Here is a 23,461-nt window from a genome sequence, read left to right on the forward strand (position 1 = left end):
GAATATGTATTTACATGGTACAAGTAAAATAAATGCACAGGGGCATCTGGAAATTGGCGGAGTCGATGCAACTGACCTGAAAGAACAATTTGGAACTCCCCTGTATGTTGTGGACGAGCAATTGGTTCGCGAGCGCTGCAGAGAGTACATGGAAGCATTCCGAGCTTCAGGCCTGGGCTTCCAGGTGGCTTATGCAAGTAAAGCATTCTGCGTAATGGCAATGTGTGCTCTTGCTGCGGAAGAAGGACTTTCCCTGGATGTCGTATCCGATGGGGAATTGTTTACGGCATTGCAAGCTGGCTTCCCGGCTGAGCGCATTCACTTCCACGGTAACAACAAAACGCTGGAAGAGATCGAAATGGCGCTTGATGCAGAGATTGGCTGCTTCGTTGTGGATAACTTCAATGAACTGCACTTGCTGCAAGCTGTAGCCGCAGACAAAAATCGCAAGGTGAACATCTTACTGCGTGTGACGCCTGGTGTTGAAGCGCACACGCATGAATATATCTCGACAGGACAAACGGATTCCAAATTTGGATTCGATATCGGAAACGGAACGGCATTTGAAGCTATTGAATTGGCTTCCAAGCAGTCTAATCTGGTATTGCTCGGGGTGCATTCACACATCGGATCGCAAATTTTTGAGGTTGAAGGCTTCCAAATGGCTGTTCAGCGCGTTGCAGAGTTTGCAGCAGATGTGTATGAGCGCCTTAACGTTGCTTTCAAAGTGGTTAACCTGGGCGGTGGCTTCGGTATCCGTTATATCGATGGAGATACGCCACTTGAAGTTTCACAGTACGTGAAAGCCATCACGGATGCAGTGAAAAATCATTTTGCCCAAATCGGCTATGCTGTGCCTGAGATCTGGGTTGAACCAGGCCGCAGTATCGTGGGTGAAGCTGGAACAACGCTTTACACCGTTGGAACGAGCAAAGATATTCCGGGGGTTCGTAAATACGTGGCAGTGGATGGTGGGATGACCGATAATCCACGTCCAGCACTGTATGAGTCCAAATATGAAGCTGTATTGGCTAACCGTGCACATGAAGCTGCCCAGGAGACCGTATCTGTTGCAGGTAAATGCTGTGAGAGCGGCGATATGTTGATCTGGGATCTGGACCTGCCTAAAGTGCAAAGCGGAGATTTGCTCGCAGTAGCTTGCACAGGCGCGTATAACTACTCCATGGCCAGCAACTATAACCGGATCCGTCGTCCGGCAGTGGTGTTTGTCAAAGATGGTCAAGGGGATGTTGTCGTACGCCGTGAGACGTATCAGGACATCATTCAGAATGATCTGGTACCTGAGCGCATTGCCAAACAGCCAGTTATCCGTTAATTGAAGTGTAAATAGCGGAGCATTATATGAAGAAGACAAAAAAGGACAATCCTTTTTTGTCTTCTTTTGCGTCTTTAGGCCAGGATTTCGAAAAAATCTTGCTGATTATTTTGCGATCAATCCCATTTCGGTGTACACTAAGAAAAGTGCTATAAAGCTTGGCCCAGGGTCATGCGTTCTGGCACCATTAACGATGGTCAATACGAAAGGAGTCATTTACATATGGCGAAACAAGCGAAAATCAAAATGGCAAACGGCGGAGAAGTTGTAATCGATCTGTTCGATCAAGAAGCTCCAAACACAGTGGCAAACTTTGAGAAACTGGCTAACTCCGGTTTCTACAACGGTCTTGTATTCCACCGTGTTATTCCGGGCTTTGTAGCTCAAGGCGGCTGCCCTAACGGTAGCGGTGCAGGCGGTCCAGGTTACACAATCAACTGTGAAATCAACCCGAACAAACATGAGCGCGGAACATTGGCTATGGCACATGCAGGCCGTAACACAGGCGGAAGCCAGTTCTACATCTGCTACCAACCGCAACCACATTTGGATGGACAACATACTGTATTTGGTAAAGTAACCAAAGGTATGGAGTTCGTAGACGCTTTCGAAGGTCGCGACAAAATGGAAACTGTTGAAGTTGTAGAAGCTTAATCCATAAGATCTTACACAAACCGTTTCGCAATTAGCGAAGCGGTTTTTATTTACACTTAAGCTTATTAAAAGTTAGTATGTGACAAAAAGGAACAAAAAACAATTGATTTTTTGGCGTTAAAGTGCTAACATCCAATTAATAACGCAACGAATCCTTCAGGGCAGGGTGTAATTCCCTACCGGCGGTGATGCAGTATGTGAGGATATCTATCCAGCATTGATGCAAAGTCCGTGACCCGTCTGCCTGTGGCAGATGGCTGATCTGGTGTAATTCCAGAACCGACAGTATAGTCTGGATGGGAGAAGGAGAGGGTGCTGTCCTAATGGGCCGCATTCCGCAGTAGTGTTGCTGTACAGTTTGTGACGAATTCATTTCCTGTGCAGGGAGAAATCCGGTTAATTCCGGCAATCTTCATACATATGCCACATCATAGAAGCTCTTTACCTGTAATTGAAGTTCATTAAGGTATGTGTCTGCTTTCACTTGCCTGAAATGAAGCTTTGGGCGAAGTGTTGTTGGCCTGTATCCATACTACTGCTGGTGACACATGTCTCTCATCATCCCCATCGAACGGTTTGTTCGACGGGGATTTTTTATTGGATATGGAACATGCCTCTCTGTTGGAAGGGAGGTCTATAACTGAGATTTTAACCGTGGGGTGAACGGACTTGGAAATGATTAATGATGAATTTTATATGGCGTTGGCACTGGATATGGCAGAACGGGCACAAGGACAGACCGGAATCAATCCGGTAGTAGGTTGTGTCGTTGTAAAAGAAGGACGTATCGTGGGCCTCGGAAGTCATCTCAAACGGGGGACGGGCCATGCAGAGGTTCATGCATTGAACATGGCGGGCAATGATGCAGAAGGCAGTACAGTGTACGTTACACTCGAACCTTGTAGTCATTACGGCAAGACTCCACCATGCAGCGAACGCCTTATTCATGAAAAAGTGAAACGTGTCGTCGTATGCTGCGAAGATCCGAATCCGCAAGTATCCGGCAGAGGCATCAGCATGCTGCGTCAACAAGGGATTGAAGTCGAAGTTGGTGTACTGCGTGAGCGCGGCAGACGCATGAATGAGAAATTCATTAAATACATTACAACAGGTCTCCCCTTTGTGACTTTAAAGACTGCCTCTACACTGGATGGCAAAATTGCAACTCGTAGCGGGGACAGCAAATGGATCTCCAACGAGTCGGCTCGGGAGATCGTGCATGCCCTTCGTCATCGACATCAGGGCATTATGGTTGGTGTAGAAACCGTGATTGCAGACAATCCGGAGCTCACGACAAGATTGCAAGTGGAAGGCATCAGCCCGGTGCGAATCGTAGTAGATTCCAAGCTGCGTCTGCCTGTAGGCTCTAAAATGGTCAAGGATGGACTTGTACCGACATGGGTGCTTACAACGGATGAGGCAAGTCCTGAAGCGGCTGAGCGACTGGAAGCCTACGGTGTGGAAATTATCCGCTGTGGTCCTGGACCACGTGTAGATCTACTAAATGCACTCAGCAAGCTCGGTGAGCGTGAGATCGGATCGATTCTGCTTGAAGGCGGGGGCACATTGAATGGGGCCATGCTGGAAGCGCGATTGGTAGACCGACTGCTTATGTTCATTGCTCCGAAAATTGTCGGAGGATACGATACGCCAGGCAGTTTCCGCTTCGAGGGAGTTGAGCGCATGAGCCAGGCGATTCAATTACATCAGCTGGAAATTGAGCAAGTTGGAGATAATATTAGCATTGGCGGAATTCCGGTTTGGCCTGAATAAATGAGCTTGTTATAACGAAATAAATAAAGGAGGCGGCAGCATGTTTACCGGTTTGGTGGAAGAAGTCGGTCAGATCCGGCGCATTGGTCGGAAAGGCGAAGCGATGGTCCTGAATATCGGAGCTTCCGCCATCATGAACGACTTGAAGATTGGTGATAGCGTAGCTGTAAACGGGGTATGCTTAACTGCGACAACCCTGGAGGGTGATGGTTTTACTGCCGATGTGATGCCTGAAACATATCGACATACCAATCTCAGTCAATTGCAATCCGGCAGCAAAGTCAATTTGGAGCGAGCCATGCTCTCAGGTGGTCGTTTTGGCGGGCATATCGTTCAGGGCCATGTCGATGGTACCGGAGTCATTGGCAGCATTACTCGTGACCAGAATGCGATTGTTTTCGAGATCAAACCTGATGATACGCAGTTGTTTAAATATTTAATACCCAAGGGGTCTGTAACCCTGGATGGAATCAGTCTAACGGTTGTGCAAACTTCACAGACTGCATTCACAGTATCCATTATTCCACATACGATTGGTGAGACCGTATTAAATGTCAAAAAGACAGGCGATACCATCAATATCGAGTGTGATATTCTGGGTAAATATGTGGATCATCTGCTCCACTATGGTAAGGGACATCAGGAGAACGGTGCAGGTAAGCCGCGAAGTATCAGTGAGGATTTTCTCGCTAATCACGGATTTGCTTAATTCATCCGTTCAATACAAATACAAATACAAATATATTGAAATGGAAACTGGAGGGGGACCTATGTCAGAGCAGTCCATTCTGAATTCTATAGAGGAAGCTATCTACGATCTCATGCGGGGAAAACCCGTCATCGTGGTGGATGATGAAGATCGGGAGAATGAAGGCGACTTTATCGCTTTGGCCGAAAAGGCTACACCTGAAGTGATCAATTTCATGATTACAGAAGGCAGAGGTCTGGTGTGTGTTCCCATTACGCAGCAACGTGCTGACGAACTCAACCTGAAACCCATGGTTCAGCAAAATACAGATTTTCATGGGACAGCTTTCACCGTCTCTGTAGACCATAAAGACACCACAACGGGCATCTCGGCTCATGAACGCTCCATTACCGTGAAAGGTCTGATTGATCCCGAAGCGAAAAGTGGAGATTTCCGCAAGCCGGGCCACATGTTCCCACTCATCGCTAAAGATGGCGGTGTACTGCGGCGCGCCGGACATACTGAAGCGGCTGTAGATCTCGCCATTATGTGTGGTTCCTATCCGGCTGGTGTAATTTGTGAAGTGATCAAGGAAGATGGCACGATGGCCAGACTTCCGGATCTGCAGGAGATCGCTCGCAAACATGATCTGAAGTTGATCAGCATTCAGGACATGATTCGTTATCGGAATGAAAAGGAACAGCTGGTTCAACGCGAAGTGGCTGTGCGCATGCCAACGGACTTCGGTGAATTCCAGGCGGTTGCTTATACAAATGCGGTGGACAACAAAGAGCATATCGCTTTGGTTAAAGGCGAAATTGACGGTTCCAAGCCTGTTCTGGTCCGAGTACACTCCGAATGTCTCACAGGAGATGTGTTCCATTCTCATCGCTGTGACTGTGGTCCACAATTCGATGCAGCATTGAAACAGATTCATGACGAAGGCAACGGCGTTCTGCTTTATATGAGACAGGAAGGCCGTGGTATTGGACTGATCAACAAGCTCAAAGCCTACAAGCTGCAAGAGGAAGGTCTGGACACGGTGGATGCCAATCTGAAGCTTGGATTTGCCGCCGATCTTCGTGATTATGGCATTGGAGCCCAAATTCTCAAGGATCTTGGCGTTCGTCAAATTAGGTTGTTAACCAACAATCCACGGAAAATTAAAGGACTCGAAGGTTACGGGCTTGAAGTGGTGGAACGAGTTTCGATTCAGATGGAAGAGAACGAGGATAATACGGTCTACTTGCACACGAAGCAGGCGAAGCTTGGTCATATGTTGAAGTTCGACGATATCGAGCAGAATGAAGAAAAAAACTGAGCAGCTTTTCTGATGGTAAAAAAGAGTTGAAATTTTTTGCCCGAAGATCAGCAGTGTACATCATAAAAAATAATTAGGGAGATGACTTGAATGCCACACTTTTTTGAAGGACATTTGGTATCGGAAGGATTAAAATATGGAGTAGTCGTAGGACGTTTTAACGAGTTCATTACTAGCAAATTGCTTAGCGGAGCGCTGGATGCATTCAAACGTCACGGTGTTCAAGATGATGAAGTGGATGTAGCCTGGGTTCCGGGTGCCTTTGAAATCCCGTTGATTGCACAAAAAATGGCCGAAAGTGGCAAATACGATGCTGTCATTACGTTGGGAACGGTGATCCGCGGTTCAACGACACATTATGATTATGTGTGCAATGAGATGGCTAAGGGTGTAGCCGCAATTAACCTGAAAACAGGCGTGCCAACCATCTTCGGCTTGGTTACGACGGAGAATATCGAACAGGCCATCGAGCGTGCCGGAACAAAGGCAGGAAACAAAGGCTGGGATGCAGCTACTGCCGCAATTGAAATGGCGAACTTGACGAAACAGCTAAAATAGTGCTTATTTAATATAGTGCCCTGCTCTGCGCAGACGAAAACGGGAGACCGGATTCGGCGGCTTAGCGGGGGTTTTTATTTTTCTGGCGGGAGGATTCGTCTAGTGACGGTAGTTACATACAAACTGGAGACTTTTGAAGGGCCTTTGGATCTGCTGCTTCATCTGATCGATAAGGCAGAGATTCATATCCAGGATATTCCCATCAGCGATATTACCGATCAATATATGGCGTATCTGCATTCGATGCAGGAGCTGGAGCTGGATATTACGAGTGAATTTCTGGTAATGGCGGCGACTCTTCTGTCGATCAAGAGCAAACTATTACTGCCCAAACCACCGGTAATCGAGGACTTTGAGGATTATGCATATATGGAAGATGAAGATTATGATCCACGTGCAGAACTGATTGCACGTCTGATTGAATATCGCAAATACAAGGGAATTGCGCGTCACTTGCACGAACGGGAGTGGGAACGCAGCCTTATTTTCTCCAAAGAGCCCGAGGATTTGCGACCGTATATGCCTGTAGAAGCACAATCAAATCCGGTCGAGGGTTTGCATACCTCGGATCTGATTGCAGCCTTCCAGAAGGCGCTACGTAAAGCGGAGAAGCGTACAACCGTAACTCGCATCCAACGGGATGAGATTTCGGTTAAGGATCGCATTCGCGATGTCATCGGTGCGTTGGAAAGTATGGGACCGGGAGGCAGACTGTTATTCTCCAAGCTGCTGGATAACCAAATTTATCGGCATGAGATTGTCGTGACCTTTTTGGCGGTGCTGGAGCTGATGAAGATGAAGCAGATTGTCTGTTATCAGGAGCGGATGTTTGAGGATATCGTTATGGAGTGGAGAGGGGAAACAAAGAATCATGGATTTTCCGAAATTGAAATCGATTATTGAAGGCCTGCTGTTTTTGTCCGGAGAAGAAGGTCTGAGTATCAAACAAATCGCCGAAATCGTGGATCAACGTACCGAACTGGTGTCGGATGCGATAGAGGAAATGATCGCTGAATTTGCCAATCAGGGACGTGGTGTACAAATTCTTAAAATTGCAGGGGTAGTCCAACTGGGTACGTTACCGGAACATGCGGCTTATTTTGAGAAATTGGCCTATTCTCCATCACGTACCTCTTTATCCCAGGCAGCTTTGGAGACACTCGCTATTGTGGCTTATCGTCAACCTATCACGCGGGTAGAGATTGAAGAAATCCGTGGTGTGAAATCCGAACGCGCCATCCATACGCTTGTGAACAAGGATCTCATTCAGGAAGTGGGACGAGCTGAAGCGATTGGACGCCCGATTCTATACGGCACTACCAAGTCTTTCCTGGATTACTTTGGTTTGGCTTCGCTCAAAGATCTGCCTGAGCCAGGATTGTTTGAAGATTCCGAAAATCTGGAGGAAGAAACTCAGCTGCTCTTTGAAAAATTGGATGTGCAGCATGTGGATCTGGACCTAGACAATTCGAGCCTGGAAGACGATGCAAATACAATCGATATAACTAATCAAGATGATCCTATGGATTCATAACGTTGAAGCTGGATCGATCCAAAACCGGTACCCTGTCGGGGTGCCGGTTTTTTTGACGTGTTATCGGAATGGATTGCAAGGTGATGTTTCAAAGAATAAATGGAATTTTCAGGTCGGACGTGAATTTTTTCCTATATAGAGTGTCATACTAGACGAGAAAAGAATTGAGGGCTTGGAGGTAAGGCCTGTGTGGATTTGGCTTGGAGGAATCGGCTTGTTGATCGCACTGCTTCTTGTCGCAGTCCTCATCTCGTATGTTCATGTGCATTTTACATTCAGGAAACATAATCATGATGATTATGCCAAGATTACGGTTCGTCTGCTATATGGCATTGTGCGTATTAACTATGAAATTCCCAGCATCGTCTTTCGCAATATGAAGGAAGGTTTTCTGGTGAAGACGGAGCAGCGTATGAGTCATTCGAGGGGAGAAGCCCAGAGCAACGAGCGTGTTAACAAACGTAAAGTCAAAAAGTGGGCTAAGGATGTAAAAGTCATGCTCAGGGCAACGGAAGCATTGAAGCTCTGGATCAAGCAAACACTTTCTCGTGTACATATGACTGATCTGTCCTGGTCTACCCGTGTTGGCATCGGCGATGCAGCGTATACGGCTGTTCTCATAGGTTGGGTGTGGAGTATCAAGTCCATCATCATTGGATACATCTCTTATCAAATCCATTTTGAACAAACGCCAAAGTTACAGGTTGTGCCTGTGTGGGAAGATGAAATGGAGTTCCAAACCGAGCTGGATTGGAAGCTGAAAATTCGGATTACAGCAGTCCTAATCGCAGGACTTACGTTGTTAACCCGGGTGCTCCAGGTTGAGGGAGGATGGCGTATGTGGTTCAAACTTTTAAAAGAGCAGCGGCGCAGACGCAAGATAAAGCTCAAAAGACAACACAGCAAAGCGCACACATAAGTGTGTGAATTAGCGGATATTTTCCACAGTTTGTTCCAACTGGCGGGTTTTATTTTAACGAGTCAGCAGTTTCAAGTTTAGAGGTTTTGTTAAATGGCTGGCTTACATAAGTCCCTTCAACTTTGGGGATGATATGGTTAGATCAAACCTAGCTTAAATTGAAACTGGAGGGAATTTAAATGTCAGATCATCCAATTCAAGGCTTAATGGAAACCGCAATGGAAAATATCAAGGCCATGGTGGATGTCAATACAATCGTGGGCGATGCGGTTGAAACACCTGACGGTACCGTAATCCTGCCAATTAGTAAAGTGGGATTCGGATTTGCTGCCGGTGGCAGTGATTTTCATGTAAATGAAGGAAGCAGCAAAGGGGGAAGCGGGGGGACCAGTACAACTGAGCATGCCAGCTCTGCTTCGGTTGCCTCACCATTTGGAGGCGGAAGCGGGGGCGGCGTATCCATTCGTCCTATCGCGTTCCTGGTGGTTGGCAAACAGGGCGTTCACATCGTTCCGCTTGACAATTCAACTCACCTGTTCGAGAAACTGATCGATTCCACCCCATATGTGATGGATAGAATTCAGGACATGTTCCGCAGTCGGAATACAGCACAAACTCCAGAGTCAGGCATTCCTGTCACACCTGATCCTTCTACGTTCAGCTAATGATTCAGAGAAGATCCCTTCCGCAGCGAATATGCGAAAGGGATTTTTGCTGTTCACATAGTGGAATGCTGAGGAGAATAAACAAAGGCAACAACATCTCATGAGACTTATCCCCTTGTTCCGCCTAACCTAAACAACATGAAAAAGATATTGAAGGGGGAAGGCAATTTGCAAAGAGATACGATCTTTACGGTTTTATGTGGATGGCTGTTGTCTGCCATGGTGTACTTGGTTGGAGGGATGGATCACCTGTTTATTGCAGTAACGATTTTTGTGGGGTTGGATTACATGACAGGTGTGTTATCTGCTTGGTACAAAAAGGAACTTTCCAGCAGGGTTGGATGGTGGGGACTTGCTCGCAAGTCACTGACATTTGTATTCGTCATTATTGCTCATCAACTGGATATAGTTTCGGGCAATTCCAACGACTTTATGAGAGATGCCATGCTGATGTTCATCATCGGTACTGAAGGAATAAGTATTCTCGAGAACATGGGAAAATTAGGACTTCCTGTACCGAAATTTATCACTTCTGCTCTTTTCAAGCTTCGGGGTGAGGAAGATCAATCTGAAGGGAAGGAGAAGATGTAATGCTTCCGATTACCAAGGACTACATACCTGTTAATAAATATAGTCGAGCGGGAATGAAACTGAAGGCTAAACGAGGAATTGTTATGCATTATACGGCTTCTCCAGGAGCATCGGCAAGAAACATTAGTAAATATTTTGCGAGCTTAGCACAGCAAATTGGGAAAGGTCGTTATGCAAGTGCACATTACTCTGTAGATCGAACTTCCATCTATAATAGCCTTCCAGATGATGAACTTGCATACCATTGCGGGAGTGAGACGTATACAAAGGAAGCTTTATCCCATCTTGGAACGTATCCAAACAATAGCACAGTGGGAATTGAAATGTGTATTGAGAAGGACGGCAGCATTCATGAGGATACATTTAATAACGTTGTAGACCTTGCAGTCTATTTGATTAGTGAACGTGGCTTTCCCAATGTGTTCTTTACACATAAAGAAGTTGTTGGGTGGAAGGAATGTCCATTACCTTGGATCAAAAAACCTGAGGAATATGAAAGGTTTAAGCAAGCAGTCAATTCTAAATTAAGTCCACTTAAGGAAGAAGTGGCTACGGAGGATTATGATATGAATAAAGTGCTGGATTATGCTCAATGGACATGGAATGAACTTGATAAATACATAGGAGATGCCTATAACGACAAAATCATTGACGAATGGGCATGGGTGGAGAAAGTGCGCAAGAAGAAGCTCACCTACGGGGAATTGCTCATGTTGAAGGTTTTGATTGATGAACGAAGACGCCAAAAAGCTTGAGTGGACGATAAGGTAAAGAGAGGATTATTCGCAACGTTCTTTTAACCAATCATTAAAATGAGCCGCGTCTTTCAAAAAATAATAATTTTGTATGATCACAATTTTGGTAGGATGTTCATGCTCATATTGTGAGTGAAACAAGGTTGAATCCACCACTCCAATTACTGAGTGATTTAAATGGTCTGTAACATGTTCTACACCTGCTTGGTTCATATAACCATCCTTTCGTTAAATAGGTCATGTTGAAGAAGGAGATATCCGTGATGTCTCCTTCATGTTCTATACGAGTTCAGAGGAAGGATGTTAAGCCGTCTGATGTAAAACAGAAAAAAGTAGAGCCCCAAGTCCAATGACTTGAGGCTCTACTTTTTTGGCTTCGTTTTGCAAAAAAACATATATCCGGTCAATTCTAAATACTGAAACTGTATAGCTAATCTTGTAAAAAAGCGGAAAGGGCTTCATCTGCAAAATCGAGTTCTGCAAAGGCTCTGCACACTTTCTGGAAGGATCTAATGGTATTGGTTTCGTATAAAATGTTAATGGGATCGAAACCTAGCATAACTAGCGAATCAACAAGTTCTGTCTGGTCCACTTCGATATGGTGCAGTGCTTCAAGCATGGTTTCAATGACTGCTAAAAATAGAATTGCTTTATTTACTTGATCCATACGTGTTGCTCCCTTCGTTAATTCCTTTTCTCCTGTCATTCTGCCAAGGTCTATTCTTAGAATAAGCAGGGTGAGATGGAAAATAACGCGAAGCACATAAGCAAGCCAATATAAACTAAATAAATCTGAAATGAGGGGGAGAACAAAAAAACAAAATAAAAGGTCAGATGGATTTCAATGAATCTCCCCTAGTATGTAAGATTAGGCGTTCTCGTTTACCTCATTGATGATTGAATCAATTAACTCATCATCAACCAATGTACTGGCTTTTTCAAGTGCTGATAAAATGCCTTGCGGATTATCAAAAAAAACATTAAACAGAATGGGAGCGACGTCGTCTATGTTAATTTTCTGAGCTTTAACCATACTAATCAGAGCAACAACGATTTCGTGCCCCTCTACATTGCCTTCCATGAATCTATTTCTTAAGTGAGTTGCCACTGCTTCGGTCTTTGACTGCGAGTACGCCATTACATTCCCTCCAACGATTGAATAGTCTAAGTAGTGCTCCTCTTTTTATGCAAGTCTAAACCAGGTTAGATTAGGAGTTATCTTAACAATAATAAGTCAGTTAGTTCAATTTATCAATAACTACTACAGCAATGAATTTCACATAAATTCTGTCTATACTCAACAAAAAAAGACCCTTGAAGGGTCATTTTTTTGGTCTTCCTTCCCAATAATCGGGAAATCCCTCGTAGTCCCAAGCGTACAGATTTTCGCTGTCTGCCTGAATGGCAACATCTGCTCCTGAACCGAAATCAACACCTACAGAGCCAAGTTCTTTTGATTTAATGGCTAATACTTTGCCAGGTGCCCCTGCACATACAAGAGCCAGTTTCCAAGGTGTTTTTTTATGGATGTTTTCCATTTCTTTAGAGGCTGCGCTCACATGAGACCAAGAGGGACAGTCCACAGTTGCTACGATACCTGTCCAACCGTAACGGCGTTCCAGAACTTCTTTGTATTGTTCGGCCTTGGCTCCACAGATGAGTATGGGCATGGTTTTGAACGTTTCATAGAACAGCTTAAACCGGGCGATGTAATTATTTTCAAACGCGTAAAATGTCTTCTTGGGCTTAATCTTGTAATACGCTAGACACATATCAAACAAGGGTCTGAAATACCAGTGATCCGTCTGTGTCAAGTGACCAACATAATCGGCTTCTCTCAGGCAGTGTACAATGATCTCTCTTGCTCCTGCATTGGGTAGCGTAATGCCACAGTATGTGGGATCATTCACCCACCCGTAATGGGATTGGATGAAATCCATGGTTAGGACAGTTCCATGGGCCAGAATAGTATTGGAAGCATCCCCGAATCGAACGGAAGCATGAGGTTCTCCATCCGAAGCCTTTTGGAACCAGTTATGAATTAATTCAACGCTCCCAAGCACGCTTTTCACCCTCTTTTTGATTGAAATGATTCAAGTCCTTGTTGTACATGTTCATCAGCTCCTTCTTTTATAGAATAGAAGAAACGGTTCATTCTCTCTCCTCTTTTGAGTGAAAAGTCTTTTTTGTTGGACACGCTGAAGATTGGCGAAGATCGGTCTACACTATGTGAAAGGGGAGGGATGAACGGTGGCTAACATATTCATAGGTGCTCCTGTGAGAAACCGGGCATGGATTATGGAGCGGCACTTGCAGTCGCTCAAGCAACAGAAAGTAGACAAGCGATTTTTTTACATTTTGAATGATAGTGAAGATCAGACAGAACAAATTTTAAATGATCATCAAATCTCGTACATGACTCATAACTTGGGCAAGACATACGGTAATTTGCGCGGTCAATACTCCTATCACCATCTGGCGCAACTAAGAAATATACTTTTGGATGAGTTTCTGAAATCAGATTGTGATTATCTGTTTTCCATTGATACAGATATCATTATTCCTGAACAGAGCCTGGAGCGCATACTCGAAAATGAAAAGGACATCTGTGCCATGCTGATTCGAAATCACCCAAGATTAAAGGCTCATAATGCAATGATTGGTGGAAAGCACGTACAAAAATTCAGCGAGGGCGTAATCCCCGTTGATTTGACAGGTGCCGTGTATCTGATTAAACGCGAAGTTATTGAAGCGGGAGTTCGATATGGTTCACATCCGATTGGTGAGGATGCTCCTTTCTGTGAGCAGGCTCAGCAGCTTGGTTATGGACTATATGTGGATACACGGCTTCGTCCGGTTCATGCCTATGAGGAAGGAGTGGAGTTGGTTGCTGAATTGGCTGGTACATAGAAGTAGGCAGAAAAACGCATGTTTTGAAAGCATTGAAATGACGATCATATATCCGCCTGCACTCGATTGGAATCTGTTGTTTCAACGTCCACAGCAATTAATGACGGCATTTTCCAAGATTCCAGGGGTGCGTGCTATTTTTATTAACGAAGAAACGTATAAGAAACAGAGCCGTCCGATTGAAAAATTGAATGACGACCTCTTCCTTGTGCAAAAGGGTATTAACTATGACCATCTAGTCAAAGGAAAAAAGGTACTCTGGTTCTCAAGTCCAGGTCAGTATAACTATAGGGATGGTCGTAATTTTGATTTTACCGTATTTGACTACTTGGACAATTCAGCCGATGAATTTGCGGTGTGGAAGGATTACATTCCAAAATGTTTTGAACGAGCAGATCTTATTGCTACAACGGCTAAGGTGATGTACGAAGCTCATAAAAATGACGGCAAACCGATCTTTATGTGCCCGAATGGGGCGGATTATGAGCACTTTAAGAAAGCGCGTGTATCACTCCCCATACCGGCAGACTTTCCCGAAGTTAAGGAGGAACAAAAGGTTGTGGGATTCCATGGGGCTATGGCTTCATGGGTGGACTATTCACTTATTACCGACATTGCAGACAAGGGATATCATGTAGTTCTGATAGGAAACAATGCTCTGTATCAAAAGAACATTGTGCATCCGAATATAACTTGTCTTCCACATAAGGATTACAGAGTTCTTCCCGCTTATATTGCCCAATTTGATGTTTGTATTGTGCCATTCAAGCTGACAGAAATGATCCGTGGATGTGACCCGATTAAATATTACGAATATTTGTCTGCGGGCAAGCCTGTTATAACGACACGTATGGAGGAAATCGTCAATAAATACAGTGATGTAACCTACTTTATGGATCGTCATAATTGTGGGCAGATGCTTCAGAAAGCAATTAGTGAGAATAGCGAGGCCAAAATCGCTGCCCGTGCAAAGGTGGCAAGAGCTAATGGCTGGGACAGCAGGGCTATGGAAGCTGTCAAAATGATCAATCAGGTGATAGGAGGCAACGCGGATGAAACAGATGTTCAAACGAATTTTCGGTAGCCAGGCGGCTAAGCCGCCAATTGAAGTTGAAAAAATAGAGGTTCAAATGAGTGAGTTCAATTTTGAAAAATATGTGCCCAAAACCAATACAACCATTGTATATCTGCCTGCTATAGATTTTCACAGTGAACGATTTGGGCGTCGGCCACAACGACTGTTAAGAGAACTTGCGGCGATTGGTTATCATGTGATTTATATAAATTCCAGTGATGAGTTTTATCAGGTGGATGCATTGGAGTATCCTCAACCTGAGCTTCCGAATTTTGTCGTGGCTCGTGTTGGTCAGAATGTTCGTCCGTTGTTTCAGGGTGAAAGAGTCATCTATTGGGTGAATGACAGCCGCTTGGCAAGTTCGGTGGAGACATCATATCCTAATCTGGTTGTATTCGATTCACTTACGGATCCCGACCGATTTGAAAAAGACAAGCACAAGATGGAAGCTGTTGCTGACGTTGTGTTTATTACACCAGAGCGAATTTATGAGCATGGCAAATACTGCTCTCATGTTCATCTGATTACTGCCGATGAATATGAAATAAAGGAACGAGCAGAACAGGTCGCTCAAATTATAGATGAATTGCCCAATAGACCGGCCCCTCTAATGTAGGGGTCTTTTCTGTTTATTTGATCTTAATAGAAGCTGTTCAGCTTGCAGAGAAATCCCGTTTAAACTTTCGTTCAACGTATTCAGTGATATGTGTTAGGGAATGAGATTAGCGTTCTACACTATGAAAAGCAGAGACAGCCACCAGCCAAACTGCTTGGAGGAAAGAAATTCTGATCTTTTCAATCCTTCGACCAGCCGCAGGCTCATGTAAGTCTCGGTAGCTAAATAATGATATTACAAATCTAAGGAGTGGACTGTTCAATGGCTAAAAAAATGATTATCAAAGGTGTAGGTACATTCATGGCGAAGCGTTACCCTACAGACCCGCTGGGTGCAATTGAAGTAATTACACTAGGTACCCTGCAAGATCTGAAAATTGACCTCAATGTAGAGCTGGAGGACATCTTTGGTGGTGATGGCCTGTTTGCCATCGACGTACTGGTGAAGTCGAAGTCCATTGAAGTATCTGCTACAGATGCCAAATTCGATCTGGATGCGATTCAGCTGATGATGGGTTCAACCGTACAGGAACAAGTGAAGTCCTACGTATGGGTTTTGAATGAGCAGGATACTGCAACTACTGGCGCAAATAATTCCGGATTTGTTGAAGTCAAACCCAAATATGCAAGTTCAATTTATGAAAATAACGGAGATATTACGGTTCGTCTCAAAGACTCTAACAAGTTGCTGAAACAACTTAGTTCGAAGGCTGCAGCTGTGGCACCGGATGAATTCTTCTATGATGAAGCAAATGATGTTGTAGTTCTGAACGCTGCGCATATCAGTAAAGAAATTGTGCTCAACTACAAACGCGAAGAAGTGGTAGACATGGTTGATTTGCTGGTTGACGAAGTGCCTTTCCCAATCTCTGTGATTCATCATGGTACATTCCAGCAAAAAGATGGCTCTTTTGCAGGAGTTGAAACCGAACTGTACATGTGCCGTGCCAAAGGTACATTCAGCATCAATGCTCAGCGCGCAGCAGCATCGGCGTCTGCGATTTCCTTGCAGATTCTTGATCCTGAACGTGCAGATGGCAAATTGGGAAGCATCAAACGCTTTAGCGCACCAAGCAAAATCTAAGATCTTATACGATGTTCCATTGCTCCTGGCAAGGTATTTTACGGTGTCTGTGTCCTCCCCTACACAGACCCTTGCCTTGCCAGGTTCTTTATTTTACAGGGGAGAGAATGTTCAGGGGAGGTTCTAATGATGGTGGAAACAGAACAGGAAAAGGCTGAGCGTGAGCTGGCGGAACAATTGAACGAGGAAGCTGCCGAACGAATCAAAAATGATCCGGCGAATAAACGGGTAACCCCCGAGGAAGCCGAAGCTGCTGAACGGGCATTCTTCGAAGATGATGAGATTATAACACTGCGTGATCGGCGGAAGTACCGCATCCCGCCATGTAACCTGAAGGATGCACGTCGTCTGATGAAACTGCTGAAAACGGTGAACATCGACGCCATTATTCTTAACTTTATTCCAACAGAGAATGATGAACTGGATGCAAAACGACAACAGGACTTATTTGATGTGTTGGCTATGGCGTTTAAAAACTATCCGCACATTGTGACCAAAGATGAACAGGGTGAGTATGTCATTAATCGAGAATATCTGGATGAGTACCTTGATTTAAATACGGCTCGAAAAGTCATTGATATGCTCATTGGTCTAAATGGTCTAAAAAAGTAGAACGCGCCGAGGGTGAGCCTCTGGAGGGAACCGAAATCCGTGATGAGGAAACGCAAGAGCCAATTCACTGGGGAGAAATCTTCTTTACCCTTCACAAGCACTGTGGGCTGAACAAGTGGGAGATCTGGGAGTACACACTCCCTCAGGTCGCGGAGCTGTGCAAGTCAGCCGAGAAATATATTCAATTTGAGGTTGAATTAATGACGGCACCTCTTCGCATGTTCGGTGGCGGCAGAGGGGAAGAGGAAGTTGGGGAAGATGGAAGTATTAGACGTAAACGGACCTTTGATGACGCGGACTACACAGAAATATCCGAGGATGACATCGGTTTGCTTGCACAAGCACTTGGAGGATAAGTGAGAGACGTCCCGTTTTGCCTACACTAAGGTAGAACGGGATTTATGTATAAAGGTGGTGATGAATTTGGCTAATACAGAAGAACAAAAACACTCTTTAACCCAAGAGATATTAACGGATGTGGAACAGTCTGATATCCAAACCGCAGACCTGAAAGATGGAAATCGATCAGGCATTCAATCCCTTGTTCAGCGTGTTGAAGAGATGAGGGACGATATGCAGTCCCAAATGATTGCAACGTTAACCAAAGATTTGGAGACATTTTATCGTGGGGCTTTCAATGAAATGAAAGATCTGCCGGAAGCTGGTTCACAGGAGCTATTGAACTCCATGGGCAACATGATGAAATATATCTCCTCAGGCGAAGCCAGAGGGTACTCACCCACTATGCTGAAGGAATCACTTGAGTCGTCACGTCAAATGGATGACCAGATGACCAAGGCCAATCAAAATTTCGAGATCAGATCATCAGGTCAGACAGGTCAAACAGACGGGATCGTCAAGGACCTGCAACGGATTGCACTGCAGCATGGCATGGATCAGGAGGATGTGGGTCTCGCATATCGCATTGGTTCCCGTTCCTATGATAATCCTGAGGAAGCCACAGCCTTTGCTAAAGAAGTCGCCAAGTTGAATTCGTTTGACAATGTGGATGTAGAGAAGACTACTACGGGATTGGAAGGTATTTCCTCTGCTTGGGAACTGAGTGGTTATGATCTATCCAAAGTGACGGACATGATGCTTAAGGCTGCAACTATCTCACAGATAAACATCCAGGATCTGATCAAGGCCATGCAACAAACGGTGCCTGCATCGGGTGAACGTGATGGTGAAGTAACAAAAGAAGATGCTCTTGCCCGTTTCATGGCTACGTCTTCATTGTCTCTTCAGGAGAAAGGCCATTCAACGAATGGTGGTTTAGCTCAGGATCAAGCATCAGTTGGCGCTCTTACGGAGCAACTAAAGACAGTTGACGAGAATAAAGCTTCCATGGTTCCGCGGACAGAGACAAAAGATAACTTGCAATTTCGTCAAAGCCAGTTCCGTACTGCATTCCAAATCTCTACATATGAAGCCATGAAGGGGTTAAAAGAGGATTTTTCTGGGCTCCAGACCTATCTTATTTCGTTCTTGCGATTAATTGGAGACCAAGCCAGCGGTATTTCAGATCATATGGAACTGATTAATCGGATTATGGAAGAAGCAGGTGTTCAAGTGGCCTGGGACAAGTTCGCCGATGTGATGAACAAAGGAGAACAGACACGTTATGGTATGGGTGATACAGGTACAGTGAAGAGCGAAAGCTCAGGAAGCAACACATCCTACCCAATCGGAGTTGCCGATGTGCACCGTGCGGGTGTAACGCAGGAAAGGGCAAGACAGCAAAACCGTCTTCGTGCTCAAGGTACCCGTAAAGCGGAGATACAGACAAGGGCAACTGCCAAGCAAGAAGAAGTGTTCAAGCTACATACTAGACGAGATGAACAACAATCACTCTATGAGCAGGCAATCCAGAATGGGAATTCAGCAGCTTCCACCTTTCACGCAGGGGAACGTGACCAAGCGGAGAAGGAAGCCAAGGCCGAAAGCAGGGAACTTCGTCTGTTGCGTGAGGAAATGGATTCACTCGATGAACAGATTGCGAAGACAAAACGGAGTCTTGAATTTCTAAGCCGTGAGTTGGATGAGAACGGAAAAGCGATTATTCAGCTTGAACATCAAGCGAGAATGTTGATGTTGGCGATGGATGATATGGATCTGGATGCAGTGGAGCTTCGAAATAAGTTGTATTTCCTGAATGCCGAGTTCCTTTATGGCTCAACCGATGTTCAGCGTTACGAATCCGAGATCCAGAAACTGCGCAAACAATCGATTCTGTTAAATGATGTGCTATCCAAATTAAGAGGTGAAGTGAATGCCCTGAATGCCTCATTCAGACAGGGATCAATGGATGCTGCGGCATATATCTCCAAATTGAAGGAGCTTGAGCAGGCTCAATTGGCAGCGATGATGAACTCTTCTGGAGGATTACTGGTCGTTCCGGGTACGGGAAGTGCAGGTGCCGGATCAGCTGCAAAAGATGATAAAGATGAAGCGAAGAATAAAACCTTTGTGGCTCGACATGAAGACCTGATTAAGGATGTCATGAAAGATGCGATAATGGATGAATTCAATCCGGGGGGCGATTCCAAAAAGGAAATCAAAAGACCAAAAAAAGGGGCCTACTTTCCAGATTTAAGGACATGAAAGAGACAGGCAATCGTAAAGCATTTTTTGACAGCAATGCCCCGACTCGTGATGAAGGTGGAAATATTCTTCGAGATAGACAAGGTAATTTGATTACTCAGCGTGCTATCAATGCGGAGCGTGCTGCACGTGGGATTAAAACACCGGGAAAACTTTCGAAATTAGTGAAAACCGGCTCAAGGTTCTTAAGACCTTTAAAAGCAGTACCAGGGCTTGGTGTTGCAATGGGGGCCATGGATGTAATTACAGGCCTTGTTGATCCGCTTAGCAATATGGGCAAGTCTGAAGCGGAGAAGCAGAATATTCGGGCTACAAACAAGGAAGAGCTGGCAAAACAATTCAAAGATGTGGAGCAGTCATCTTTTATAGGGAAAGTATGGAAGGGACTTAACCTGGGGATGGATGCCGCTATATCCGGGACAATGAGTACGGTATTTGGAGACAATGCTACCAATAACAAGTTTGGCGATTATGTGGATGGATTCAAAGCTTTGTGGACTGAAAATGGCGGAGATGCGGTCGAGAAAAAGTTGGCCAAAGAGTATAACTACGAGCAAGAGAAAAAAGAGTCCCAGCTTCAAATGGACAAGGAGTCCGGCAAGGCGCCTGAGCAGAACACTCAACCACAATATGTGCAGCCTCAGATTCAGTACATTCCTGCTGCTGGCGGAATGGGTACCATTGCTAACGGGTATACACCTCAGCCGCAAAGCAATGGCATTGATGAAATGATCGCCAAGATCAATCGTCAGCTCAACAAGTCAACAAGTGACAACGAAACGAATTATCAAGTTGCTCGATCCCGTCTGTTAATTAGCGGTGTCCGCGAGGATTCTGGACAGATGCGCGCTCTGATGGAGAAATATTTGCAAGAAAATATCAAGTTTTTTGATAAGGCGATTGCTAGTTTGCAGAAGACGTATGACAAGATGGCTGAGGGCAAGGAAAAAGACGAACTCGGTCTGGAGATTAATGAGAAGAAACAGCAAAAGGCACAATCAGAGCTTGAACTGAACGGTGTTAAAAACAGTAAAATTGATGAACTCAGACGCAAGATGAATGATCAGCTTGAGCTGACACAGTTGGATTATGACAAACGAATGTACGATCTCTTGGCGGCCAATGGCGGTAAGGAAGATGCACCAGAATTGATTGCATTGAACAAATCTCGTGCATCTGAGCTGAACTCACAAATGAGTTCGATCAAGCAAGAATGGCAGAATTTGCTGAAAAGTGGCGTGTTTAAACCGGGCTCGGATGAATATATGGAAATTTTTAAACAAATCCAATCATTGGGTGTAGAACAGTCCAAGAATCTGGCCGAAATCAGCAAAAAAATGGATAAACCTATATCTACATTCAACATTCCAGCAGGACTTAAAGTCATGGATTACTTTGATTATATGACGACAAACAATACACATAAAAGTGTGATGGTTGGGGCGGGCGATGTCACGGTGCATGTGAATATCGACAATATGACTGGCAGTACAAAAGATGTGGAGAAACTGACGTCGTCACTGGATAAGACACTACGGCAGAACAACCCGGGTCTCGTAAACAGGATGGCTAGTAATGTCGGTGCAAGAATGGGGAGCAATTATCCCGTATCTTTTATTAGGTAAGGAGGGCATCTGATATGTCACAGCAAGACCCGTTTGGCTTAGTTAATGACCGGTATAAAAGAAAGCTGTATGTCGATACAGGGATGAAGTTCGAACCTGTGATGGGTCGGATTATTGATCCGTACTCTTCGCCGTCGCCCAATCCGCAAGTGAGGGAAATTAAAATGATTAATGCTCCCTCGCATTTCCATCAGATGGGTGTGTCTTCGTACAAGTCCATCATTAACATCCTGTTTAAAGACAAGCAGTCCTATCATGACTACGCCATGTACGTAGGCTGGACGCACAAATTTTATGATGAAAAGGGCAATATTTATGTTGGTGTTGTAGAGTCCATCAAAGTCGACCCTATCTTCTATCATCAGGATACGATGGATAAAGATCAGAAAGGGTACAAGGTCGAACTGACCATGACCCTGATCAAAAAAGATGGATATGACCGCAAGAGTGCGGTTCAGTTTCAGGATTTACAGACGACAGAAGGTAAGAATCACTGGGCAAGACATTCCATTGAACGCATGGCTGATTTGGGGCTGACTGTTGTAACAGAATTGGACGGCACACCCATTCTATACTTCAGGCCGGAAGATTTTATAACCAGAGCAGAGTTTGTTACTTTCCTGATGCGCACCAAGCGTCTGTTGGAACGAACAATTCGAGAGTAGGGTGACCTACTCTCTTTTCTGTCTATTCTAAAGATAGGGGGTGTTTATCATACGAAAATGGGTTGATGTAAACGAAGGGGACTGGTTCTATAACGATGTTATGGAAGCCACGAATATGGTTTTGGAAGATGGTGAAGTCTTTGTTGCGGGGATCAACTATAACAAGTTTGAGGAGGGTAAGCCTTTTGTATATGAGGAAATCAAGGGGCAAGTGGGGCAAACCTCATTTAGTCTGCCTGTTCTGATCAAGCCGACAGATAACAATCCACTGTATGTGTTTATTGATGGTGTTCAAACGATCTACCAAACGGCTGAAACCAATAGCAAGGGTTTAACGGATGTAGAGTTGTATACCGGTGTGAAAGCAGGTCAGGTGGTGTCCTTCTGTAGTTATGGAGAACCGTTGCTGGACAGTGATTGGAAGAGGCCACCCGTGTCCTGGACTGGAGATCTGCCCAGAGCTGCACTTAGTGCAGCGACGACATATTTCTACGATCCATTCAGTCGTAATCATCAGGAATATTTGTATGCAGCAGGGCAGCCGCTTCGCAGACTCAGTATTCCTTCCGAGGTATGGGCAGATACCATGGGGGATGCAGCGGCAGTAACCAAAATTGCAACAAAGGCAATCGGTTATCGAACAGATGTCTATTGTGTCAGTCCTGGGGGATCAGTGTTTCTTCCCTTTAATCTGAATGGTGTCACTTGTAAGTTCAACTATTGGACGAAGAATAGCGGTGGCGCATTCAAATTCAAGAGTGAAGACATTAAAGCGACAACCCTCAAGCCGGCATACAATAACTGTTTCTTTCCTAATGCGATTATACAGCGGGGAGAAGCCTTTCATCTGATTAACAAGCTACGCAAGGTATTCTATGCCAGATTTACGGACAAGGAAGCACCAACGACGGGTATAAATGAGCCTATTACGGCATTTCAGGGACAACGGGTGTTTAGACTTAACGGCAATTATCCAGCAGGTAAAAATAAACTTAAAGTTACAGTGAAATTCAAAGAAGAAAAAAAAGATAAAGTCCAAGAAACTCCGGCTTATTCGGAAATTGACAACCATACGGTTGTCTTCAATCAACCTTTCTCAGAAGGCGACGAAGTGACTTTCTATTATCTCAAGGATGTGAGCGAAAGGTTCGCAGACGTCGGAAAAGATTCGGCCATTTACTATCAGAACAAAGATGAGCGAGTCGTACAGAACAAGGATGCATTCTGGAAAATGGCTGTCTCTGAAATGGAAGACGAAACATTTGCCAATAATGATCCGCTGATTGCAGGCATCAATATCAAGAAAAAGGTGGATGGTGCAGCAGTGGTAACGAATATGGGCAGACCTGTAGGTGGTACGGAACCGGATGAGACATGGTTTTTGGGTAACTCTGCTATGACACGGGCTGAAGCCGTGGCCTTCCTGGACCGATTCATGAAGTGGACCATTGAGCGATTCAAGTAAGGGGGAGATAAT

The 23,461-nt window shown here is 44.8% G+C and carries 26 protein-coding genes and 1 riboswitch; of the genes, 22 read left to right on the forward strand and 4 right to left on the reverse strand.

The genetic code is table 11. The annotated features are described in order from the left end of the window. The first annotated feature begins 4 nt into the window (after window positions 1-4). From lysA to QP794_RS20700, 12 genes are all read left to right on the forward strand, one after another. Window positions 5-1,336, forward strand: coding sequence for a diaminopimelate decarboxylase (gene lysA, locus QP794_RS20645; RefSeq protein WP_285078665.1), 1,332 nt, complete (start codon window positions 5-7; stop codon window positions 1,334-1,336). A gap of 222 nt (window positions 1,337-1,558) precedes the next feature. Further along, the gene (locus QP794_RS20650; protein WP_024630947.1) at window positions 1,559-1,990 is read left to right on the forward strand and encodes a peptidylprolyl isomerase; all 432 of its coding nucleotides are present in this window, start codon (window positions 1,559-1,561) and stop codon (window positions 1,988-1,990) included. 148 nt (window positions 1,991-2,138) lie between these two features. Next, a riboswitch (FMN riboswitch) is annotated at window positions 2,139-2,302 on the forward strand. A 357-nt stretch (window positions 2,303-2,659) separates the two neighbouring features. Next, window positions 2,660-3,763 (forward strand): bifunctional diaminohydroxyphosphoribosylaminopyrimidine deaminase/5-amino-6-(5-phosphoribosylamino)uracil reductase RibD, encoded by a 1,104-nt coding sequence (gene ribD, locus QP794_RS20655; RefSeq protein WP_179282958.1) that lies wholly within the window; start codon window positions 2,660-2,662, stop codon window positions 3,761-3,763. 40 nt (window positions 3,764-3,803) lie between these two features. Further along, complete coding sequence (gene ribE, locus QP794_RS20660; protein ID WP_079349448.1) at window positions 3,804-4,472, forward strand: riboflavin synthase; 669 nt, start codon at window positions 3,804-3,806, stop codon at window positions 4,470-4,472. 61 nt (window positions 4,473-4,533) lie between these two features. Next, window positions 4,534-5,772, forward strand: coding sequence for a bifunctional 3,4-dihydroxy-2-butanone-4-phosphate synthase/GTP cyclohydrolase II (locus QP794_RS20665; RefSeq protein WP_024630944.1), 1,239 nt, complete (start codon window positions 4,534-4,536; stop codon window positions 5,770-5,772). A 90-nt stretch (window positions 5,773-5,862) separates the two neighbouring features. Continuing rightward, window positions 5,863-6,330: a 6,7-dimethyl-8-ribityllumazine synthase gene (gene ribH, locus QP794_RS20670; protein ID WP_024630943.1), complete on the forward strand. Its 468-nt coding sequence runs from the start codon at window positions 5,863-5,865 to the stop codon at window positions 6,328-6,330. Window positions 6,331-6,432: 102 nt separating this feature from the next. Continuing rightward, the gene (locus QP794_RS20675) at window positions 6,433-7,233 is read left to right on the forward strand and encodes a segregation and condensation protein A (RefSeq protein WP_024630942.1); all 801 of its coding nucleotides are present in this window, start codon (window positions 6,433-6,435) and stop codon (window positions 7,231-7,233) included. Then, window positions 7,202-7,864 carry an SMC-Scp complex subunit ScpB gene (gene scpB / locus QP794_RS20680; RefSeq protein ID WP_285078666.1) on the forward strand — a complete coding sequence of 221 codons (663 nt, stop codon included), beginning with the start codon at window positions 7,202-7,204 and terminating at the stop codon, window positions 7,862-7,864. Before QP794_RS20675 ends, scpB begins: the two co-directional genes overlap by 32 nt. Before the next feature lie 187 nt (window positions 7,865-8,051). Continuing rightward, the gene (locus QP794_RS20685; RefSeq protein ID WP_285078667.1) at window positions 8,052-8,783 is read left to right on the forward strand and encodes a DUF2953 domain-containing protein; all 732 of its coding nucleotides are present in this window, start codon (window positions 8,052-8,054) and stop codon (window positions 8,781-8,783) included. A 179-nt stretch (window positions 8,784-8,962) separates the two neighbouring features. Next, window positions 8,963-9,448: a GerW family sporulation protein gene (gene ytfJ / locus QP794_RS20690; protein WP_285078668.1), complete on the forward strand. Its 486-nt coding sequence runs from the start codon at window positions 8,963-8,965 to the stop codon at window positions 9,446-9,448. Between the two features lie 138 nt (window positions 9,449-9,586). Continuing rightward, window positions 9,587-10,039: a phage holin family protein gene (locus QP794_RS20695; protein WP_285078669.1), complete on the forward strand. Its 453-nt coding sequence runs from the start codon at window positions 9,587-9,589 to the stop codon at window positions 10,037-10,039. Then, on the forward strand, window positions 10,039-10,794 hold the full coding sequence (locus tag QP794_RS20700; protein WP_285078670.1) for a peptidoglycan recognition protein family protein: 756 nt from the start codon (window positions 10,039-10,041) through the stop codon (window positions 10,792-10,794). The genes QP794_RS20695 and QP794_RS20700 overlap by 1 nt, the downstream gene beginning before the upstream one ends. A gap of 24 nt (window positions 10,795-10,818) precedes the next feature. Here the strand turns inward: QP794_RS20700 and QP794_RS20705 are convergent, their stop codons facing one another. The 4 genes from QP794_RS20705 to QP794_RS20720 all read right to left on the reverse strand — a co-directional run bounded on the left by QP794_RS20705 (window position 10,819) and on the right by QP794_RS20720 (window position 12,857). Beyond that, window positions 10,819-11,007: a hypothetical protein gene (locus QP794_RS20705; RefSeq protein ID WP_285078671.1), complete on the reverse strand. Its 189-nt coding sequence runs from the start codon at window positions 11,005-11,007 to the stop codon at window positions 10,819-10,821. Between the two features lie 217 nt (window positions 11,008-11,224). After that, entirely contained in the window at window positions 11,225-11,461 is a 237-nt protein-coding gene (locus tag QP794_RS20710; protein ID WP_285078672.1) for a hypothetical protein, read from the reverse strand. A 201-nt stretch (window positions 11,462-11,662) separates the two neighbouring features. Continuing rightward, a complete protein-coding gene (locus QP794_RS20715; protein WP_094936936.1) occupies window positions 11,663-11,932 on the reverse strand; it encodes a hypothetical protein in 270 nt (89 codons plus the stop codon). Between the two features lie 184 nt (window positions 11,933-12,116). Next, window positions 12,117-12,857: a GT-D fold domain-containing protein gene (locus QP794_RS20720; protein WP_285078673.1), complete on the reverse strand. Its 741-nt coding sequence runs from the start codon at window positions 12,855-12,857 to the stop codon at window positions 12,117-12,119. Between the two features lie 187 nt (window positions 12,858-13,044). On the opposite strand from QP794_RS20720, the gene QP794_RS20725 reads away from it, so the two are divergent. The 10 genes from QP794_RS20725 to QP794_RS20770 all read left to right on the forward strand — a co-directional run bounded on the left by QP794_RS20725 (window position 13,045) and on the right by QP794_RS20770 (window position 23,449). Beyond that, the gene (locus QP794_RS20725) at window positions 13,045-13,704 is read left to right on the forward strand and encodes a glycosyltransferase family 2 protein (protein ID WP_285078674.1); all 660 of its coding nucleotides are present in this window, start codon (window positions 13,045-13,047) and stop codon (window positions 13,702-13,704) included. Then, window positions 13,682-14,788, forward strand: a complete 1,107-nt coding sequence (locus QP794_RS20730) for a glycosyltransferase (protein WP_285078675.1) — start codon at window positions 13,682-13,684, stop codon at window positions 14,786-14,788. Before QP794_RS20725 ends, QP794_RS20730 begins: the two co-directional genes overlap by 23 nt. Then, the gene (locus QP794_RS20735; RefSeq protein WP_285078676.1) at window positions 14,757-15,395 is read left to right on the forward strand and encodes a hypothetical protein; all 639 of its coding nucleotides are present in this window, start codon (window positions 14,757-14,759) and stop codon (window positions 15,393-15,395) included. Before QP794_RS20730 ends, QP794_RS20735 begins: the two co-directional genes overlap by 32 nt. Before the next feature lie 261 nt (window positions 15,396-15,656). Further along, window positions 15,657-16,478 carry a hypothetical protein gene (locus QP794_RS20740; RefSeq protein ID WP_285078677.1) on the forward strand — a complete coding sequence of 274 codons (822 nt, stop codon included), beginning with the start codon at window positions 15,657-15,659 and terminating at the stop codon, window positions 16,476-16,478. 126 nt (window positions 16,479-16,604) lie between these two features. Next, entirely contained in the window at window positions 16,605-17,090 is a 486-nt protein-coding gene (locus tag QP794_RS20745; RefSeq protein WP_285078678.1) for a hypothetical protein, read from the forward strand. A gap of 200 nt (window positions 17,091-17,290) precedes the next feature. Beyond that, complete coding sequence (locus QP794_RS20750; RefSeq protein WP_236703702.1) at window positions 17,291-17,446, forward strand: hypothetical protein; 156 nt, start codon at window positions 17,291-17,293, stop codon at window positions 17,444-17,446. 67 nt (window positions 17,447-17,513) lie between these two features. Continuing rightward, window positions 17,514-19,694, forward strand: coding sequence for a hypothetical protein (locus QP794_RS20755; protein ID WP_285078679.1), 2,181 nt, complete (start codon window positions 17,514-17,516; stop codon window positions 19,692-19,694). Then, on the forward strand, window positions 19,691-21,319 hold the full coding sequence (locus QP794_RS20760) for a hypothetical protein (protein WP_285078680.1): 1,629 nt from the start codon (window positions 19,691-19,693) through the stop codon (window positions 21,317-21,319). The genes QP794_RS20755 and QP794_RS20760 overlap by 4 nt, the downstream gene beginning before the upstream one ends. A gap of 14 nt (window positions 21,320-21,333) precedes the next feature. Then, entirely contained in the window at window positions 21,334-21,984 is a 651-nt protein-coding gene (locus QP794_RS20765) for an S-layer homology domain-containing protein (RefSeq protein ID WP_053784469.1), read from the forward strand. 100 nt (window positions 21,985-22,084) lie between these two features. Beyond that, window positions 22,085-23,449 (forward strand): hypothetical protein, encoded by a 1,365-nt coding sequence (locus QP794_RS20770; protein ID WP_285078681.1) that lies wholly within the window; start codon window positions 22,085-22,087, stop codon window positions 23,447-23,449. Window positions 23,450-23,461 lie beyond the last annotated feature (12 nt).

It is taken from the genome of Paenibacillus sp. UMB7766-LJ446, from assembly GCF_030226665.1.
GTDB lineage: Bacteria > Bacillota > Bacilli > Paenibacillales > Paenibacillaceae > Paenibacillus > Paenibacillus vandeheii.